Below are 17,330 nucleotides of genomic sequence, written 5' to 3'. Positions count from 1 at the left end.
TCTCTGTTGTCGGGGACGGTCGACAGCCCGCGCCGGCGCGGAACGCCCGGCTGCCGTGTCGGCGGGCCGTCACGCCGACCCTCCGGTGCCCGCCGCGTCCGTCTCCCGGGCGACGGCTGCCACGTCGGCCATCACCTGGAGGACGCCGGGGAGTTCGGAACCGTCCAGGTGGCGGTACTCGCTCCCGATGGTCACCACGAGCCGCTCGGGCAGACCGAGCTCCGGGTACCGGCCCTCGGCGATCACCCGGCGGGCCGCCTCGACCGCGGGCACTCCCGCCGCGTGGAGGGCGTGGGCGCGGTCGCGTACGTATGCGAGGTAGTCCATGTGCCCGCGCACTCCGGCAGGGTCGAGCACCGGCCCGTGCCCCGGCACGATCACCTCGGCGCCGGTGGCCAGGACGCGTTCGCAGGCGTCGATCACGTTGTCCAGGGGCCCCGCCCAGTGCACCGGGTGGTCCCCGGGCTGCCGGGGGGTGGAGGAGAAGATGACGTCCCCGCTGAACACCGCGCGCTGCGCGGGCAGGTACACGATCAGGTCGCCCTCCGTGTGCGCGGGCGGCAGGGACGACACCTGGACCGTGTGCTCCCCCAGGGTCAGTTCGAGCTCACCGGTGAAGTAGGTCGTCGGAGACACCACGTCGGTGGCGGACCAGTCGAAGACGCCGAAGTGACGGCTGAAGTACGCACCGAGGGGAGTGGAGGGATCACTTCCGGCCACCAGGGCGTGCTGCTGCTGCGGGGTGGGATCGTAATGGATGTGCTCGCGGGCCTCGCGCGTCGCGATGATCTCCGCGTCCGGAAGCACCCCGGCGCCCCAGAAGTGGTCGCCGTTGGCGTGGGTGACGATCACACGGTCGACGCCCACCCCGTCGGGCAGCCGCTTCTGGCTCTCCACCAGGAACTGACCGGCCATCATCGTGTCGTACGGGGTGTCGATCCACAGTCCCCCGCGCGGCGACACGAGCAGACCGCAGTTGGCCAGGCCCCAGCCACGCTCCGGCGGCAGCCAGGCGTACAGACCCCTGCCGAGGTCCACGACTTCCCCGCCCGTGATCGACATGGGCTGATTATGCCGACCGCATTCCGGCCGCGCGTTCGAACTCGGCCGACGCACGTGTCCGATGACGTGAAATCGCCCCTCACCGGGGCCACCCACCGCCGTCCGGTGACCGTCCGGGGTTGCCGAGAAGCGGTCCGACAGGTGATTTTCCGCCCGATGTACGGGATGTCGGCAGCGGAGGTCGCGCCATGCGACCGATACCCGCACAGCCTCGACGGAACCGGATCGGGTCGGCTACCCACCGAGCATGGCCAAAAACCGCCCCATCTTCGGTTACGGAGGCGTGAACACTTTGCTTGTTCTTGCTCGATTGACCCATGTAATATGCAGAATCGAACAAGCGGGCGTCGATTTCACACAGCCCCGTCCCACCAGGTGCGAGCAGCAGCGGAAGCGGAGTGCGGACATGTCGCATGTCGAGACCGAGACAGCCGGCCAGCCCGAGTGCTGGCGCCGTGCCGCGGAGGTCGCTGCCGACCGGAAGGCGGCCCTGCCCGCCACCGGTGAGCGCATCGCCGTCGTCGGCTGCGGAACGTCGTATTACATGGCACAGGCGTACGCCTCGCTCCGCGAGGATTCCGGGCAGGGCGAGTCGGACGCCTACGCCGCCTCCGAGTTCCCCTTCGGGCGCACGTACGACCGGGTCGTCGCGTTGACGCGGTCGGGGACGACCACGGAGATCCTCGGCCTGCTGACGCGCCTGCGGGGCGCCACCCGGACCGTCGCCGTCACCGCGGACCCGCGGACCCCGGTGATGGCCGCGGCCGACGATGTGGTGGTCCTCGACTTCGCCGACGAACGGTCCGTGGTCCAGACGAGGTTCGCGACGACCGCGCTGACGCTGTTCCGCGCCCATCTCGGGCTGCACACCGAGGACGTCGTACGGGACGCGGAGACCGCGCTGGCGGAGCCGCTGCCCGAAGGGCTCCTGGAATGCTCCCAGTTCAGCTTCCTGGGGCAGGGGTGGACGGTGGGGATCGCCAACGAGGCGGCGCTCAAGATGAAGGAGGCGTCCCTGTCCTGGACGGAGTCGTATCCGGCGATGGAGTACCGCCACGGCCCCATCAGCATCGCCACGGCCGGGACGGCGACCTGGATGTTCGGCGCCGCTCCGGAGGGGCTGCGGGAGCAGGTGCAGGCGACCGGGGCCCGCTGGGTGGAGAGCGGACTGGACCCGCTGGCCGACCTGGTCCGGGTCCAGCGGCTGGCGATCGCCCGCGCGGCGGCCCGCGGCCTCGACCCCGACCTTCCGCGCCACCTGACCCGGTCGGTGGTGCTCGGCACGGCTCCGGGAGCCTGACGGTTCCACGGCATGGCTGAGCACCGGGCCGGACGACCGGCCCGGTGCTCAGCCATGCCCCGAAGAGGTCAGGCCTCTTCGAAGTAGGCGTCCAGCGCCTCGTCGAGCTCCGCCGTCCACCCCTTGAGGTCGCCCCGCGATCCGGCCTCGACCTCGGCGTTGAACCACCGGCGGCTCGACAGGTGGACCGTCACGGTGAACCGGCGCCCGAAGCGGCCGGTCCTGACCTCCACCGCGCCGATCTCGGCCCAGTCGAACTCCGCCTCCTGGTCGTCGAGGCGGAAGCGGACGCCGTCCGCGTCCACCCTGATGGATCCGCGCCGGTCGCTGACCTCGAAGACGGGGCCGTCCTCGTCGGCGCCACTCCCGCCGGCGGGCACGGCCTCGGCCTCCGGGTCCGTCCCGTCGGCCGGAGCCTCGTCGTCGCCCCCGGCCGTGCCGTCCACGGCGGAGTCCTCGGGGGCGGCCGCGGATCCGTCCACGGCCCCCTCGGGGAGCGCGTCCGCGGTCCCGGTCTCCCGGGTCTCCTCGGCCTCCTCGGGCTTCTGGGGCGCCGCCTTCTCCGCCTCCGCCTCCGCCTCCGTCCGCGCGGGGGCAGGGGCCGTCAGGCCGGGGATGTACGCCGGGTCTGTCCCCGCGGCGAACTCGGGCTTCGTGTTCGAATCTATGCGCTGCTCCACGGCGGGCAGTATGGACGACGAACCTGTACGAGACCAGTCACCCGTGCCCCGCCCGGCCTGTCGGCCACGCCTCGACGGCCGTGACGCCGACGACGCGGGGCCTCCGGACCCGATCGGGCGCCGGAAAACGGACGACGGGTGGTGCGGGTTCCGCCGAACCCGCACCACCCGTCACTTCCGTCCCTCTGTCACACGCCCGTGCGTCAGTGGTCCCGCCTCGGCGAGGCTCAGTAGGCCCCGAAGACGTTGTCGATGGAGCCGTACCTGTCCGCGGCGTAGTTGCACGCGGCCGTGATGTTGGCGACCGGGTCGTAGCTGTCCATCGACGTACCGGGCACGTGGTAGGCCTGGAAGGTCGGGTCGATGACCTGCAGCAGGCCCTTGGACGGGACGCCGTTGATCGCGTTGATGTCCCAGTTGTTGATGGCCTGGGGGTCGCCCGCGGACTCACGGATGATGTTCCGGTGGATGCCCTCGTAGCTGCCGGGGATGCCGTGCTCGGCCATGACGGCGAGCGACTCCTTGATCCAGCCGTCGAGGTCGTTCGTGTACGACACCGGCTCGGCCGCCGGAGCGGCCTCGGCGGCGGCGGGTGCGCCTTCCGCGGCGGTGGGGGTGCTCGTGCGCTCGGAGCGGTCGGCGCGGTCGGCGCTCTCCGCGGCACGGTCGGACGAGGCGGAGGCCTTGGATTCGGCCTTGTCACCCTTGTCGGCCGACTTGTTCTCGACCTTGCCGCCGATGGTCAGCTTCAGACCGGGGTGAATCAGGTCGGGGTTTCCGCCGACAACCTTCTCGTTGTCCTCGTACAGGGCCTTCCAGCCACCGTTCACGGAATGCTCGCGTGCGATCTTTGCAAGGGTGTCACCCAAGATCACGGAATAGGTGGTGGACTTGGACTGCTGCGCGGCAATTCCCTTGCCGGACGCGGCAGTCGAGGTCGCAGCCTTTTCCACGGCGGCCGGCTGGGCCGGGGCCGCGAAGGCGCCGGTCGCACCGATCACAGGGAGGGCCAGGGCGGCTCCGCCCGTGCTCACGGCGATGATGCCGCGGGTGAGCGAACTGGTCCTGAAACGACGGTGCTTACCGTTTTCGGGCATGCTGAATTCCTCTCCGTCGCCTGCGAAGTGAGCTGTCGGGTTCGGGCTGGAGATGCCCGGCCGCATGTGAATGCGACTTCACCCCGAGCCGCTCCGGAAACCGGATCGGCGCTTACTTGGGTCCCCCGCTCCTGCCGTACGAGAAGTGGTCGGGTAACCGGACGGCGGCAGGATTCGGCGTTCCGCCCGGAGTGATGGTGACCGTAGGCGAGAAATAGGGAAAGGAACAAGCCTGGCGCGATGATCACAATTCATTCGCAAGATCAATTCTCGGGAATTCATGTAATCCACCCCACATCGCGTCTCCCATTTCTCTTGGCGCAGAAGGGAACCGACTGCCGTACCCCCGCGTCCGGGATCCATGAAGTGACCCTGGTCACGGAGTCCGATTCGGGTGTTTTGCGCCCGCGCGAAGGCCTCAGGTCACACGAAATGGCCTTTTATGGATTACAGGATTAATTCCAAAAAACCACCTCAAACCGGGCATACGACTCACAGCTGAGGCCCAGGCGCATACCGAGGGCGCCCGCGTGGAACCGATCCGCCTATGACTGAAAGCCCTCTCGCCTCGGCGCCCCGGATCACCGTCCTGCCCGTCCAGCCCGGGGATCCCCCCTTCCGGATCGTGGAGATCGACGGAGAGGTGATCGGGAGCGCGACGGCGATGACCGATGTGCTGATCGCCGCCGCGGCAGCCGGCATTCCGGTCCACGACCTCGACGACCCGGCCGTCATCCGCTGGGTGGGCGGCGGCAAGCTCACGTGGAGACCGCGCTGAGCGGGGCGGGTGAAGGGCGCTTTCGGCGGATCAGGCGCCCGGCGAAGGCTCACCGGTTCCCCACGAACCCGCGGGGCATTGCGCATATGCAAGATGCTTCATATTAAAACCTTGCATATGCTAGCTAGTGAGCAATATCGTGCAGCACATGCAGACCTACACCATCGGGCAGGCGGCACGTCTTCTCGGCGTGAGCCCGGACACCGCCCGCCGCTGGGCGGACGCCGGCCGGGTAGCGACCCATCGCGACGAGGGCGGGCGCCGCCTCATCGACGGCCGTGATCTGGCCGCGTTCTCGATCGAGGTCGGCCAGGCCTCCCCCGGCGAGGAGGAGGTCCCCTACACCTCGGCGCGCAACGCCTTCCCCGGCATCGTCACCGCGGTGAAGCTGGGCGACGTAGCGGCACAGGTCGAGATCCAGGCCGGCCCGCACCGCCTCGTCTCGCTGCTGACCCGGGAAGCCGTGGAGGAACTGGGACTCGAGGTCGGCATGCAGGCCACGGCCCGTGTGAAGTCGACCAGCGTGCACATCGACCGCACCTGACGCGGCATCTGCCGTCCGGGAGCTGCCGCCCGGGAGTGACGCCATGCCCCGTAGGTGTCGGTCCGGGCGGTGTGAGGGCGACCGTAGCCGGGAGTCCGTCAGTCCATCAGTCCGGCGGCGAGGGTCGCCCCCAGTTCCCAGCACGCTTCCGTGTCGGCCTTGCCCGGCTCACCGGTGACGGTCACGGCGTCGGCCGCACGCCGCCATCCGAGGCCCGTGGTGATCGTCTCGATGCCCCGTACGGCGCCGGTGACGTCGTTGCCGCCGTGCACGTAGTAGCCGAAGGGCCGGCCCTTCGTCCCGTCCAGGCACGGGTAATAGACCTGGTCGAAGAAGTGTTTCAGGGCGCCGGACATGTACCCGAGGTTCGCCGGGGTGCCGAGGAGGTAGCCGTCGGCCGCGAGCACATCGGAGGCCGTGGCGGAGAGGGCCGCCCGTCGCACGACCCGAACGCCTTCGATGTCCTCCGTCGTCGCGCCGGAGAGCACTGCCTCGAAAAGCGCCTGGCAGTTGGGCGACGGAGTGTGATGCACGATCAGCAGAGTGGCCACGCCCCGAACCTACCCGCTCACCGATTCCCGCGCCCCTGTCGAGGGACGCGGGTCCGCGGGGCGCGGACGCCCTTTCAGCCTGCGGCGCGGAAGCCGCGCAGCCGGAGGCTGTTGCCGACGACGAAGACCGACGAGAACGCCATGGCCGCACCCGCGATCATGGGGTTGAGCAGGCCGGCGGCCGCGAGCGGGAGGGCCGCCACGTTGTAGGCGAAGGCCCAGAACAGGTTCGAGCGGATCGTGCCCAGCGTCCTGCGGGAGAGCCGGATCGCGTCGGCGGCCACCCGCAGGTCCCCGCGTACGAGAGTCAGGTCGCCGGCCTCGATGGCGGCGTCCGTGCCCGTCCCCATGGACAGGCCCAGGTCCGCCTGGGCGAGCGCGGCCGCGTCGTTGACCCCGTCGCCGACCATGGCGACGCTGCGTCCTTCCGCCTGGAGCCTCTTGACGACCTCGACCTTGTCCTGCGGCATCACCTCGGCGATGACCTCGTCGATGCCGACCTCGGCCGCGACGGCTGCGGCGACCGCCTTGTTGTCACCGGTCAGCAGGACGGGGGTGAGCCCGAGGCCGCGCAGCCGCCGGACCGCTTCGGCGCTGGTCTCCTTGACGGCGTCGGCGACCTCCAGGACCGCACGCGCCTCGCCGTCCCAGGCCACCGCGATCACGGTCCGCCCGTCCTGCTCGGCCAGGTCCTTGGCCTTCCTGAGCTCTTCGGGGAGCTCGATCGACCAGTCGGCCAGCAGCTTCTCCCGGCCGACGAGGACCGCGTGACCCTCGACGACGCCCTGCACGCCGAGGCCGGGGACGTTGGTGAAGCCCTCGGGTGTGGGCAGCGTGCCCACGGTCCCGGCGGCGCCCTCGGCGACGGCCCGGGCGATCGGGTGTTCGGAGGAGTGCTCCAGTGCGCCCCCGAGGCGCAGCACTTCGGCCTCGTCCGTGGAGGCGGCCGCGTGGACCTTCAGCAGCGTCATGCGGCCCGTGGTGACGGTGCCCGTCTTGTCGAGCAGGATCGTGTCGGCCCTGCGGGTGTTCTCCAGGACCTCCGGTCCCTTGATCAGGATGCCGAGCTGCGCCCCGCGGCCGGTGCCGACGAGCAGGGCGGTGGGCGTGGCCAGGCCCAGTGCGCAGGGGCAGGCGATGATCAGTACGGAGACGGCGGCCGTGAAGGCCGCGGTGAGTCCGGCGCCCGAGCCCAGCCAGAAGCCGAGCGTGGCGAGCGCCAGCCCGATGACGACCGGCACGAAGACCGCGGAGATCCTGTCGGCGAGGCGCTGCGCGGAGGCCTTGCCGCTCTGGGCCTCTTCCACGAGCGTGGCCATCCGGGCCAGCTGGGTGTCGGCGCCGACCCTGGTGGCCTCGACGACCAGACGGCCGCCGGCGTTGAGCGTCGCCCCGGTGACGGAGTCACCGGTGGAGACCTCGACGGGCACCGACTCGCCCGTCAGCATCGAGACGTCGACCGCGGAGGAGCCCTCGACGACGGTCCCGTCCGTGGCGATCTTCTCGCCGGGGCGGACCAGGAAGCGGTCCCCCACGTGCAGACCGGCCGTGGGCAGGGTGATCTCACGGCCCTCGCGCAGCACGGTGACCTCCTTGGCGCCCAGCTCCATGAGCGCCTTGAGGGCGGCGCCCGCCTTCCGCTTCGAGCGGGCCTCGAAATACCGGCCGGCCAGGATGAAGGCCGTGACGCCGGCGGCGGCCTCCAGATAGATGTTCCCCGCTCCGTCGCCGCGGCTGATCGTGAATTCGAATGGATGCGTCATGCCCGGCATCCCGGCGGTGCCGAAGAAGAGCGCCCACAGCGACCAGAGGAACGCCGCCGACGTGCCGACCGAGATCAGGGTGTCCATGGTGGCCGCACCGTGACGGGCGTTGGTCCAGGCCGCGCGGTGGAAGGGCCAGGCCGCGTAGGTGACGACCGGGGCGGCCAGTGTGAGGGAGAGCCACTGCCAATACTCGAACTGGAGGGCCGGGATCATGGCCATCGCGACGACCGGCGCGGCGAGCAGCACCGCGGTGACGAGCCGCTGGCGCAAGGACCTCAGCTCGCCGTCGGCGCGCTCGTCCTCGCCCCGGCCGGCGCCGGGCCCGCCGGAGTCTCCGGGCTCGGGGAGGGGTGGGGCCGGGCGCTGGGCGGTGTAGCCGGTGGCCTCGACCGTGGCGATCAGGTCGTCGACCGAGATGTCCCCGGCGAAGGCGACTCTGGCCTTCTCCGTGGCGTAGTTGACCGTGGCCTCGACCCCCTCCATGCGGTTGAGCTTCTTCTCGATCCGCGCGGCGCACGAGGCGCAGGTCATGCCGCCGATGGCCAGTTCGACCCGGTCGGCGCCGGTAGTGGCTGAAGTCATTTACTGCTCCTCGTCCGAACGGGACCCAGTATACCCCTCATGGGTATCTCCCTCACGGCCAGGTATACCCCCCACCCGTATGCTTGGCAAGTCCCCGCCCCAGCCCTTGCGTATACCCCCCATGGGTATACGGTGGGAGTCGTCGGACCGTCGCGAGCCCTCCACGCAGAAGGCAACAGGAGCAGTCATGAATCCCGCCGCGAAGATCACCGCGTTCACCGCCGCTCTGGCCGCGTCATTCGGCGCCGCGTACGGCATCGGAACCGTCACGGATCCGGAGGCCGGCACCACCGAGCCCTCCAGCCACACGGAAAGTGCGGCGCCGCACTCCGAGGGCAGCCGCACCGGCCCTCCGGCCGGGGGTCTCCAGATCTCCGAGGGCGGCTACACGCTCGACCTCAGGACCCCACGTGTGCAGGCGGACCGCCGGAGCGAGCTGCGCTTCGCCGTTCTCGACCGGTCAGGCAGGCCGGTCACCGACTTCCAGCGTGAGCACGACAAGGAGATGCACCTGATCCTCGCCTCCCGCGATCTGGCGACCTACCGCCACCTGCACCCCACGCGGGCGGCCGACGGCACGTGGAGCACCCCCGTGGAGCTGCCCGAGGCCGGCGACTACCGGGTCTTCGCGGATTTCACGCCCGCCGGCAGGAACGCCGCGGACCTGACCCTGGGCGCGGATCTGGCCGTGTCCGGGCCGTACAAGGCGGCGGAGCTCCCGAAGCCCGCCCTGACGGCCGAGGTCGACGGGTACACGGTCTCCCTGAACGGCACCCTGCGCCCCGACGTGCCGGAACAGCTCACCTTCACGGTGCGGAAGGACGGCCGGCCCGTCACCGATCTGCAGCCCTATCTCGGTGCGTACGGGCATCTCGTCGCCCTGCGCGCCGGTGACCTCGCCTATCTCCACGTGCACCCCGACGGGCAGCCCGGCGACGGTTCCACGGAAGCCGGACCGGAGGTCTCGTTCACCGCGACGGCGCCCAGCTCCGCCACCTACCGCCTGTTCCTGGACTTCAAGCACGACGGCACGGTCCGGACGGCGGCCTTCACCGTCCCGTCCGGGGCGGGGGCGGACACCCCCCGTCCGGCGACGCCTTCGGACGGGCACGAGGAAGGGGGCCACGGCCACTGACGTGCGGCGGCCGCGGGTGCGGTTTCCCTGCCCCCCTCAAAGCTCCAGGTTCCCCAGCCACGCGTCCTGCCCGTCGGCCAGGGGCCACCGCAGCGGTAGCGGCTCGAACCGGCAGGCGAAGGTGAGCCCTGAGTCCACGCCGTCACCCCGCACCTGGTGGACCCATGCGTCGGGCGCGTCCTGCGGTGCCCGCAGCAGGAAGAACGTGGTCCGGCGCGGCTGCCGCGTCTGCGGGTGCGGCCTCTCGTCGACGGCCATCGGCCGGACCACCCCGGCGGTCAACAGCCCGGTCTCCTCGGCGACCTCCCGCAGGACGGCATGGGACAGCTCCTCGCCCGGCTCGACTCCCCCTGCGGGAACCTGGGTTCCGGCGTCAGCCATGCCGACGTGGTCGAACACCAGGAGCTCCGCAGCCTCGCGGCGACGGATCACATACGCGGCGACGCGGATTCTCGGCGTGCTCACCCTGCCCCCTCCCTCTCGGCCGACGGCGAGTCCCGCTACAGCGACGTGAGCCGGGCCAGCGTCTGTTCCAGCTCCTCGCGGAGCGTGCGGCCGGCCGCGTCTCCGTCCCCCCGTGCGACGGCGTCCACCAGCGAGGCGTGGCTCTCGTCGCCGTGGTTAGGGTCCCCGGAGCGCAGTCCGAGCAGGGCGAGCATGTCGATCAGCCCCTTGCGCAGCGTGGGGACGAATTCGGTGAACAGCGCCGAGAGTACGGGGTTGTGTGCCGCCGCGACCACGGCCGCGTGCAGGGCGATGTCCGCGTCGACGAACGCGGCGTCGCCCGATCCGGCGGCGGCGCGGCGTCCGGCCAGGGCGGCGGCGAGGGCGGCGACGTCGTCGTCCGTCCGGCGCCGTCCGGCCAGCCGCGCGGCCTCGACCTCGATGCCGATCCGGACCTCGTAGACGTCGGTGACGGCCGCGCGCCGAAGCCGCGTGGCCCAGTCCTCCTCGGGCTCGGCCGCGATGACGAAGACACCGGCCCCCTGTCTCGCCTGCACCAGCCCCGCCCCCGCGAGTGCGCGGAGCGCCTCGCGGACCGTGGAACGCCCGACGCCCAGGGAGGCGGCCAGGCTCGTCTCCCCAGGGAGTTTCGTCCCCACCGGCCAGGCGCCCGTGCTGATCTGCTCGCGCAGATGCTCGGTCGCCTGCTCGACCAGGGGCGAGGGTCTCAGGGGTCCCAGCGGCATGTGAGGTCAACTTTCCGGCGTACACCTCAGGTTGTCTGAGGAGTTTGTTCCGGCTACTGTACCCGGCATGCCGCCGAACGAGCTCCTTCTCCTCGTCCGCCGCTGCGGGGCCTGACGCGACCGACCGGCCCCCCGCAGCGGGGGTCGGGCTGTGCCGGTCGTCTCATGGCCGAGCCGCCGTCAACCGCACCGGAGCACAGACCCGATGACCGACACCACCCCCGTCCTCCGTGTCCACGACGTGGACCTCGTCCGCGACGGGAACCACATCCTGAGCGAGGTGTCGCTGACCGTGCGCGCCGGCGAGCACTGGGCCCTGCTCGGTGCCAACGGCGCCGGCAAGAGCACGCTCCTCAGCCTCCTCGGTGCGCTCGCACACCCCACCCGGGGCACGGTCGAGGTCCTGGGACACGAGCTGGGGCGCGTCGACCTGCGCACGTTGCGCACGTACGTCGGCCATGTCGACCCTCGTCACGCGCCGCGCTCGCCGCTGAAGGTCAGGGACGTCGTCCTGACGGGCCTGACCAACAGCATCGAGCCGGTGCCCCGTCGCCGGCCGACGGCGGAGCAGCTGGCCCTGGCCGACAGCCTCACCGGTCTGCTCGGCCTCGCCGGACGGCGCGAGGCGAGGTGGCCGACCCTGTCCCAGGGCGAGCGGGGACGCGCCCTGATCGCGCGGGCGCTCATGCCGCGGCCGCGGCTGCTGCTCCTGGACGAACCGGCGACGGGGCTGGACGTCGCGGGGCGTGAGCAGCTGATCGAGCGGATCGACACCCTTCAGCAGAGCTCACCGGAGCTCGCGTCGGTCCTGGTCACGCACCACCTGGAGGAGCTCCCTCCCGGCACGACGCATGTGATGCTGCTGCGTGACGGGCGGTGCCTGGCGTCAGGCCCCGCCGACGAGGTGCTGACCAGCGATCAGATCAGCAAGTGCTTCGACCACCCGGTCCACCTGACCCGCTTCGAGGGCCGGTGGAGCGTGCGGACGATCCGGCCGATGCGACGGCGTGCCTGACGAAGCGTCGGACGGCCGGCGTCGTACGCTCCCGCGGCCAGACCAGCCGCAGGGGCACGGACGGCCCGTCCTCCAGGAGGAGCCCGACGGTGCCCTCGGGCGCACCGGTGCCGTCCGCCGGCGGGGCCGCGAGCGCGACGGCCTGGCCGAGCCGGACCACCGCCAGCATCTGCAGGCCGTCGCTCACCTGGGGCCCCGGCGTGCCCGGCGGTCCGTCCGGCCAGAGGGCCGGGTCGTCGAGCTGGGCACCCGGGCCCAGCCAGCCGAGCAGGGGTTCGCCCGCGAGGTCGGCGACCGTCAGGGTCTCCCGGTCCGCCAGCCGGTGCCGGGTCCCCAGCAGCACGCCGACGCTCTCGTGGCGGAGCACCACGCTGTCCAGTCCGTGTCCGGGCAGGGAGGCACGCAGGAGCGCGATGTCCGCCTGTCCCGACCGCAGCCGGTCGAGCTGGTCGTCGATCGTGCCGACGGTCATCCGGGCCGGGTCCCGCGGGCCGGTCTCGTTGTACGCCCGGATCATGCCGTCCAGCAGAGCGGCGTCACAGCCGGGCCCGGTCACCGTCACCGAGGTCCGCCGCTCGGCCGCCCGGCGTACCCGCGAGGTGACGTTCCCCGCCTGGGCAAGCAGTGACCTGCCCTCTTCGAGCATCGCGTGACCGGCGGCGGTGGGTGTGACGCCCTTCGGGGTACGCAGCAGCAGGGTGGTGCCCATGGTCCTCTCCAGGGCCAGGATCGCCCGGGAGAGTGCGGGCTGTGTCATCGACAGCCTCTGTGCGGCGCGGGTGAAGTTGCCCTCCTCGGCCACAGCGATGAAGTAGTGGACCTGCCGGATCTCCACATCACCCATGCGCCCATCCTCCCACCTGTGGCCATGCCGCGGCGGCATCGGGCCATGCCGGACCGGAACTTCCATGATCGGCGCTTGGCCTGTCTGCTGGAGGCACGGACGGGGTTCACCCGCCCACGGACGACGCGGCGAACGGGAGCACGCAATGACCGAGCACACCCCGAAGGCAGTGGTGACGGCCGGCACCGGTGGCATAGGCCTGGAGACGGCCGTCGGGCTGGCACGGCGAGGATGGGACGTCACCCTCGTCGCCCGCGACCCGGCCCGGGGAGAGGCGGCGGTGGCCCGTGTCGACGAGGCCGCCGGGCGCGGCGCGGGACGTTTCGTCCGCGCGGATCTGTCGTCGCTCGCCGCGACCCGGCGGCTGGGGGAGCGCCTCGCCGGTGAGGGCGCCCTGGACCTCCTGGTGAACAACGTGGGCGGCATGTGGACCGAACGGTGGGAGAGCCCCGAGGGCATCGAGGCGAGCATCGCCCTGAACCACCTTTCGCCCTACGTCCTCACCGAGACGCTTCTCGACGCGCTCGCCGCCGCGGCCCCGAGCCGCATCGTGAACGTCACGTCGAGCGCGATCGCCGCGGCCGAGACCGTGTTCGACGACGCCGAACCAGCGGGCCCCCACTACGGCCTGGCCGCCACGGGGCGGGCCAAGCTGGCCCATCTCGCCCACTCCGTGGAGCTGGCCGGGCGTCTGGAATCCAGAGGCGTCTCGGTGCTCGCGGCCGACCCCGGGGCAGCCGCCACCGACAACGCCGCGCTCATGACCATCGACATCCTGCCGCCGGCGCTGCGTCCTCACTGGGAGCAGATCCGGAAGGGCGTCTCGGCTCCGGTCACCTCGGCCGCGAGGAGCCCCCTGGCCGCCGCCACCGATCCTGCCCTGGAAGGGCGGACCGGCCTGGTCGTCGGGCCGGACGGGACCGTGGACGACACCCTCCTGGCGTTCGTCACACCTGAACTCACCGAGGCCGTGCGCAGGTGGACGGCGGAGCTCATGGCGACGGCGGCACGCGCGTCCTGACCGGCCGGTGTGCCCTACCGCACCAGGCAGGGCCGCTTGGCGTCGAAGGTCCAGCCGGGTACGAGGTACCGCATGGCCTCGGCGTCGTCCCGCGCCCCCAGCGCCTCCTTCCGGTAGAGCTCGTGGGCCGTGAGGAGGCGGTCCATGTCGAGTTCGACCCCCAGGCCGGGGGCGTCGGGCACGGCGATCTCGCCGCCGGCGATGCGCGGCGGTTCGACGGTGAGCCGCTCCAGCCCCTCCTGCCAGATCCAGTGCGTGTCGAGGGCGTTGTACTCGCCCGGGGCGGCGGCGCCGCAGTGCGTGATCATGGCGAGCGAGATGTCGAAGTGGTTGTTGGAGTGGCAGCCCCAGGTCAGGCCCATCGCGTTGCAGAGCTGCGCCACCCGCACGGAGCCCTGCATGGTCCAGAAGTGCGGGTCGGCCAGTGGGATGGACACCGACTGGAGGGCCAGGGCGTGGGTCAGCTGCCGCCAGTCGGTGGCGATCATGTTGGTCGCGGTCGGGAGGCCCGTGGCGCGACGGAACTCGGCGAGGATCTCGCGCCCCGAGTAGCCGCCCTCCGCCCCGCAGGGGTCCTCGGCGTAGGCGAGCGTGCCCACCAGCGGGGCGCACAGCTCGACGGCCTCGCGGAGGGACCAGGCACCGTTCGGGTCCAGGGTGATCCGCGCCTCGGGGAAGCGGTCCTTGAGCGCGCGTACGGCCAGGACCTCCTCCGCGCCGGCGAGGACTCCGCCCTTGAGCTTGAAGTCCCGGAAGCCGTACAGGTCGTAGGCGGCCTCGGCCTGGCGGACGACCGCCTCGGGAGTGAGGGCCTCCTCGTGCCGGATGCGGTACCAGTCGACCTCGGAGCCGGGTTCGCGGACGTACTCCAGCTCGGTGCGGTCCGGGTCGCCGACGTAGAAGAGGTAGCCCAGCACCCGTACGGAGTCCCTCTGCATGCCGTCGCCCAGCAGCGCCGCGACCGGTACGTCGAGGTGCTGGCCCAGCAGGTCGAGCAGCGCCGACTCGACGGCCGTGACGGCGTGCACCGTGGTCCGCAGGTCGAAGGTCTGCGCGCCTCGTCCGCCGGCGTCGCGGTCCGCGAACCGGCTCCCGATCTCACGCAGGACGCGCTTGTAGTCGCCCACCTTCGCGCCGACGACGAGCGACTCGGAATCCCGCAGTGTCCGGGTGATCTTCTCGCCCCCGGGCACCTCCCCCAGACCCGTACGGCCTTCGGAGTCCTTGAGGACGACGATGTTGCGGGTGAAGAAGGGACCGTGGGCGCCGGAGAGGTTCAGCTCCATGCAGTCGCGGCCCGCGACGGGATAGACGGCGAAGTGGGTGACGGTCGGCTGGTTCATGCTGGTCCGTTTCCTTGGGTACGGGAGGGGGTGGGGGCGGGGCGTTCAGAGGCCGATGACGTCGAGGGCCCACTCGGCTGCCAGGACGCCGCCGAGGCCCAGGACCGCGAGCACCGTCGTGTAGCCGGTACGGACCTTGATGGCCTGGACGACCGAGAGGTTGAAGTACTCCTTGAACAGCCAGAATCCGGGGTCGTTGACATGGGAGAAGGCGATCGATCCGCACGAGACCGCGAGCACCATCATCTCGGGGTGGACGCCACTGCCCGCGAGGAGCGGCAGCACCACGCCGGAGGCGGTGACCACGGCGACCGTCGCCGAGCCGAGCGCGATGCGGAGGATGGCGGCGATCAGCCAGGCCAGGATGATCGGTGAGACGGCCCAGTGCTCGGTGACGTCCTTGATGTAGTCGGATATCCCGCCTTCGACGAGGACGTTCTTGAAGGCACCGCCCGCGCCGATGACCAGGAGGATCATCGCCATCGCCTGGGCCGCCGAGGCGCAGGAGGCGCTGACGTCGGCCAGGCTGCGGCCGATCCGCGGTCCGAACGCCCAGGCCGCCAGGAGGAGGGCCAGCAGCAGCGCGACCGGTGCCGAGCCGATGAAGGCGACGCCGTGCAGGAAGGCGCTCTCGCCGGACGTGAGCATGTCGGTGACGGCCGCGCCGGCGATCAGCACCACCGGGAAGAGGGCCACGAAGAGCGACCAGCCCATGCCCGGCATCTCCTCGTCGGTGAACTCGCGCTCACTGACCAGCCCCTTGGGTATGGAGGGGTTCATCGCCCGGACGAACGGCAGCCGCGGCCACACGAGCGCGACGAGCGCACCGGCCGGCACGGCGATGAAGAGGCCGTAGAAGAGGGTGTGGCCCACGGAGGCGTGGAAGGTCGCCGCGACGGCGGTGGGACCGGGGTGCGGCGGCAGGAAGCTGTGCATCGTGGACAGGGCGATCGACATCGGCAGGCCCACCCAGAGCAGGTTCACCCCGGTGACCCTGACGAGCGTGAACGCGATGGGCACGATGATGATGAAGGCGACCTCGTAGAACATGGTCACGCCGATGAGCATGGACGTGACCACCATGGCCACCTGGACACCGCGCGGCCCGAAGGCGTCGAGCAGCTTGCCCGCGATCCGCTGGGCGGCTCCGGAGTCACCCATGACCCGGCCGACCATGGCACCCAGGCCGATCGTGAGCATGGTGTCGCCGATCTGGTCCCCGATGCCGGCCGAGAGGACGTCCGGGATCTCGACCGCCGGGATTCCCTGGACCAGCGCCACGCCGACCGCCACGAGCAGGAGTGCGGCGAAGCCGTTGAGCTTCATGCGGGTCATCAGGAGCAGCAGCACCAGAACGCTGATCCCGACCACGAGGAGCGGCATGTCAGTTCCCCTTTGAACTGTCGGACTGTCGGGCTGTGGAACCCCGGCCTGCGGAGGCTCCTCCGCGGCGCCGTCGGCGTGGGGCACGCCTGGGCGACCGTGCACTCATCCCTGTATGCAGATGACGTACACGTATGAGAACGGAGGTTAGGCGTGTGAACGCGACGCGGTCAATGGGTGCGACCACGCGGATTTAGGATGTGAACATGCCGGAGAACAACGGGGTGCGCGGGGTGAAATCGGCGTCCCGCACCGTCGCGCTGCTCGAACTCCTCGCCGCCAGAGGCGACCGGCCGGCCCGCCTGGACGAACTCGCCGAGGAACTGGGCGTACCGCGCAGCAGCATGTACCAACTGCTGCGGACCCTCATCGACTGCGGCTGGGTGCGCACCGACACCACCGGCTCGCTCTACGGGATCGGTATCCGCGCCCTGCACACGGGGACGAGCTACCTGGACAGCGACCCGCATGTGCGCGCGGCCCGCCCCTGTCTGGACGAGGCCTCGGACGCGCTCGGCGAGACGATCCATCTGGCCCGGCTCGACGGCACCAACGTCGTCTATCTCGCGACGCGTGAGTCCCACGAGTACCCGCGCACGATCAGCCGGGTCGGCCGCCGGATCCCGGCCCATGCCGGCGCGCTCGGCAAGGCCCTGCTCGCCGAGCGCCCCGACCACCTGCTCCCGCTCCCCGACGGCCCCCTGACGGCCCGTACGGAGAACACGCACACCGAGCGCGCCACGCTGGTCGCCGACCTCGCCGGTGTGCGCGAGCGCGGCTACTCCATCGACCGCGAGGAGACAGTGACGGACATCGCGGGCTTCGGCTTCGCCCTCCGGTACGACTCTCCGGCCATCGACGCCATCAGCTGTTCGGTGCCGGTGGCGCGGCTCAGCGAGGAGCACGAGGCCCGGGTCGTGGCGGTCATGCGGGAGATCCGGACGAAGATCGAGAGTGTCCTGTCCCCCGCGTCCGGCGCCCCCGACTGGCGCTGACCGGCGGTTCTCCGGGAGCGCCCCTCACGCGGGGCCTGCCGCCG

17 protein-coding genes and 1 riboswitch are annotated in these 17,330 nt (G+C 71.2%); of the genes, 7 read left to right on the top strand and 10 right to left on the bottom strand.

Annotation, left to right across the window (positions count from 1 at the left end):
* Positions 1 to 69: 69 nt before the first annotated feature.
* On the bottom strand, positions 70 to 1,062 hold the full coding sequence (locus ACIP63_RS26065) for an MBL fold metallo-hydrolase (protein WP_401520019.1): 993 nt from the start codon (positions 1,060 to 1,062) through the stop codon (positions 70 to 72).
* 406 nt (positions 1,063 to 1,468) lie between these two features.
* Here ACIP63_RS26065 and ACIP63_RS26060 point away from each other — a divergent pair, with 406 nt between their 5' ends.
* Positions 1,469 to 2,362 (top strand): SIS domain-containing protein, encoded by an 894-nt coding sequence (locus ACIP63_RS26060; RefSeq protein WP_401520017.1) that lies wholly within the window; start codon positions 1,469 to 1,471, stop codon positions 2,360 to 2,362.
* Between the two features lie 68 nt (positions 2,363 to 2,430).
* Here the strand turns inward: ACIP63_RS26060 and ACIP63_RS26055 are convergent, their stop codons facing one another.
* The gene (locus ACIP63_RS26055) at positions 2,431 to 3,042 is read right to left on the bottom strand and encodes a hypothetical protein (protein ID WP_401520014.1); all 612 of its coding nucleotides are present in this window, start codon (positions 3,040 to 3,042) and stop codon (positions 2,431 to 2,433) included.
* 227 nt (positions 3,043 to 3,269) lie between these two features.
* Entirely contained in the window at positions 3,270 to 4,139 is an 870-nt protein-coding gene (locus ACIP63_RS26050; RefSeq protein ID WP_401520012.1) for a transglycosylase SLT domain-containing protein, read from the bottom strand.
* A gap of 4 nt (positions 4,140 to 4,143) precedes the next feature.
* Positions 4,144 to 4,329: riboswitch (cyclic di-AMP (ydaO/yuaA leader) on the bottom strand.
* Between the two features lie 357 nt (positions 4,330 to 4,686).
* Between ACIP63_RS26050 and ACIP63_RS26045 the strand changes: the two genes are divergently transcribed.
* Together ACIP63_RS26045 and ACIP63_RS26040 are read left to right on the top strand one after the other, a co-directional pair.
* Positions 4,687 to 4,917, top strand: coding sequence for a hypothetical protein (locus ACIP63_RS26045; protein WP_356710463.1), 231 nt, complete (start codon positions 4,687 to 4,689; stop codon positions 4,915 to 4,917).
* 148 nt (positions 4,918 to 5,065) lie between these two features.
* Complete coding sequence (locus ACIP63_RS26040) at positions 5,066 to 5,461, top strand: helix-turn-helix transcriptional regulator (RefSeq protein WP_362931164.1); 396 nt, start codon at positions 5,066 to 5,068, stop codon at positions 5,459 to 5,461.
* A 98-nt stretch (positions 5,462 to 5,559) separates the two neighbouring features.
* Here the strand turns inward: ACIP63_RS26040 and ACIP63_RS26035 are convergent, their stop codons facing one another.
* Positions 5,560 to 6,012, bottom strand: a complete 453-nt coding sequence (locus ACIP63_RS26035) for a flavodoxin family protein (protein WP_401520009.1) — start codon at positions 6,010 to 6,012, stop codon at positions 5,560 to 5,562.
* A gap of 74 nt (positions 6,013 to 6,086) precedes the next feature.
* Complete coding sequence (locus tag ACIP63_RS26030; protein WP_401520007.1) at positions 6,087 to 8,360, bottom strand: heavy metal translocating P-type ATPase; 2,274 nt, start codon at positions 8,358 to 8,360, stop codon at positions 6,087 to 6,089.
* 187 nt (positions 8,361 to 8,547) lie between these two features.
* On the opposite strand from ACIP63_RS26030, the gene ACIP63_RS26025 reads away from it, so the two are divergent.
* Positions 8,548 to 9,495 (top strand): hypothetical protein, encoded by a 948-nt coding sequence (locus ACIP63_RS26025; protein WP_401520004.1) that lies wholly within the window; start codon positions 8,548 to 8,550, stop codon positions 9,493 to 9,495.
* Between the two features lie 36 nt (positions 9,496 to 9,531).
* Here ACIP63_RS26025 and ACIP63_RS26020 read toward each other — a convergent pair whose 3' ends face one another.
* Together ACIP63_RS26020 and ACIP63_RS26015 are read right to left on the bottom strand one after the other, a co-directional pair.
* Positions 9,532 to 9,960 (bottom strand): NUDIX domain-containing protein, encoded by a 429-nt coding sequence (locus tag ACIP63_RS26020; RefSeq protein ID WP_401520002.1) that lies wholly within the window; start codon positions 9,958 to 9,960, stop codon positions 9,532 to 9,534.
* 35 nt (positions 9,961 to 9,995) lie between these two features.
* A complete protein-coding gene (locus tag ACIP63_RS26015) occupies positions 9,996 to 10,685 on the bottom strand; it encodes a FadR/GntR family transcriptional regulator (protein ID WP_401520000.1) in 690 nt (229 codons plus the stop codon).
* A 205-nt stretch (positions 10,686 to 10,890) separates the two neighbouring features.
* On the opposite strand from ACIP63_RS26015, the gene ACIP63_RS26010 reads away from it, so the two are divergent.
* Complete coding sequence (locus ACIP63_RS26010; RefSeq protein WP_401519997.1) at positions 10,891 to 11,700, top strand: ABC transporter ATP-binding protein; 810 nt, start codon at positions 10,891 to 10,893, stop codon at positions 11,698 to 11,700.
* Here the strand turns inward: ACIP63_RS26010 and ACIP63_RS26005 are convergent.
* Positions 11,609 to 12,544: a LysR family transcriptional regulator gene (locus tag ACIP63_RS26005; protein ID WP_401519995.1), complete on the bottom strand. Its 936-nt coding sequence runs from the start codon at positions 12,542 to 12,544 to the stop codon at positions 11,609 to 11,611. The genes ACIP63_RS26010 and ACIP63_RS26005 overlap by 92 nt on opposite strands.
* A gap of 145 nt (positions 12,545 to 12,689) precedes the next feature.
* On the opposite strand from ACIP63_RS26005, the gene ACIP63_RS26000 reads away from it, so the two are divergent.
* Positions 12,690 to 13,565: an SDR family NAD(P)-dependent oxidoreductase gene (locus ACIP63_RS26000; protein WP_401519993.1), complete on the top strand. Its 876-nt coding sequence runs from the start codon at positions 12,690 to 12,692 to the stop codon at positions 13,563 to 13,565.
* A 14-nt stretch (positions 13,566 to 13,579) separates the two neighbouring features.
* Here the strand turns inward: ACIP63_RS26000 and ACIP63_RS25995 are convergent, their stop codons facing one another.
* On the bottom strand, positions 13,580 to 14,908 hold the full coding sequence (locus ACIP63_RS25995; protein WP_401519990.1) for an enolase C-terminal domain-like protein: 1,329 nt from the start codon (positions 14,906 to 14,908) through the stop codon (positions 13,580 to 13,582).
* A 45-nt stretch (positions 14,909 to 14,953) separates the two neighbouring features.
* Complete coding sequence (locus ACIP63_RS25990; protein WP_401519988.1) at positions 14,954 to 16,291, bottom strand: gluconate:H+ symporter; 1,338 nt, start codon at positions 16,289 to 16,291, stop codon at positions 14,954 to 14,956.
* A 206-nt stretch (positions 16,292 to 16,497) separates the two neighbouring features.
* Between ACIP63_RS25990 and ACIP63_RS25985 the strand changes: the two genes are divergently transcribed.
* Positions 16,498 to 17,286, top strand: coding sequence for an IclR family transcriptional regulator (locus ACIP63_RS25985; RefSeq protein WP_401519986.1), 789 nt, complete (start codon positions 16,498 to 16,500; stop codon positions 17,284 to 17,286).
* Positions 17,287 to 17,330 lie beyond the last annotated feature (44 nt).

This window comes from Streptomyces sp. NPDC088746 (genome assembly GCF_044751065.1).
Classification (GTDB): Bacteria; Actinomycetota; Actinomycetes; order Streptomycetales; family Streptomycetaceae; genus Streptomyces.
This window is presented reverse-complemented; position numbering and strand designations above follow the sequence as displayed.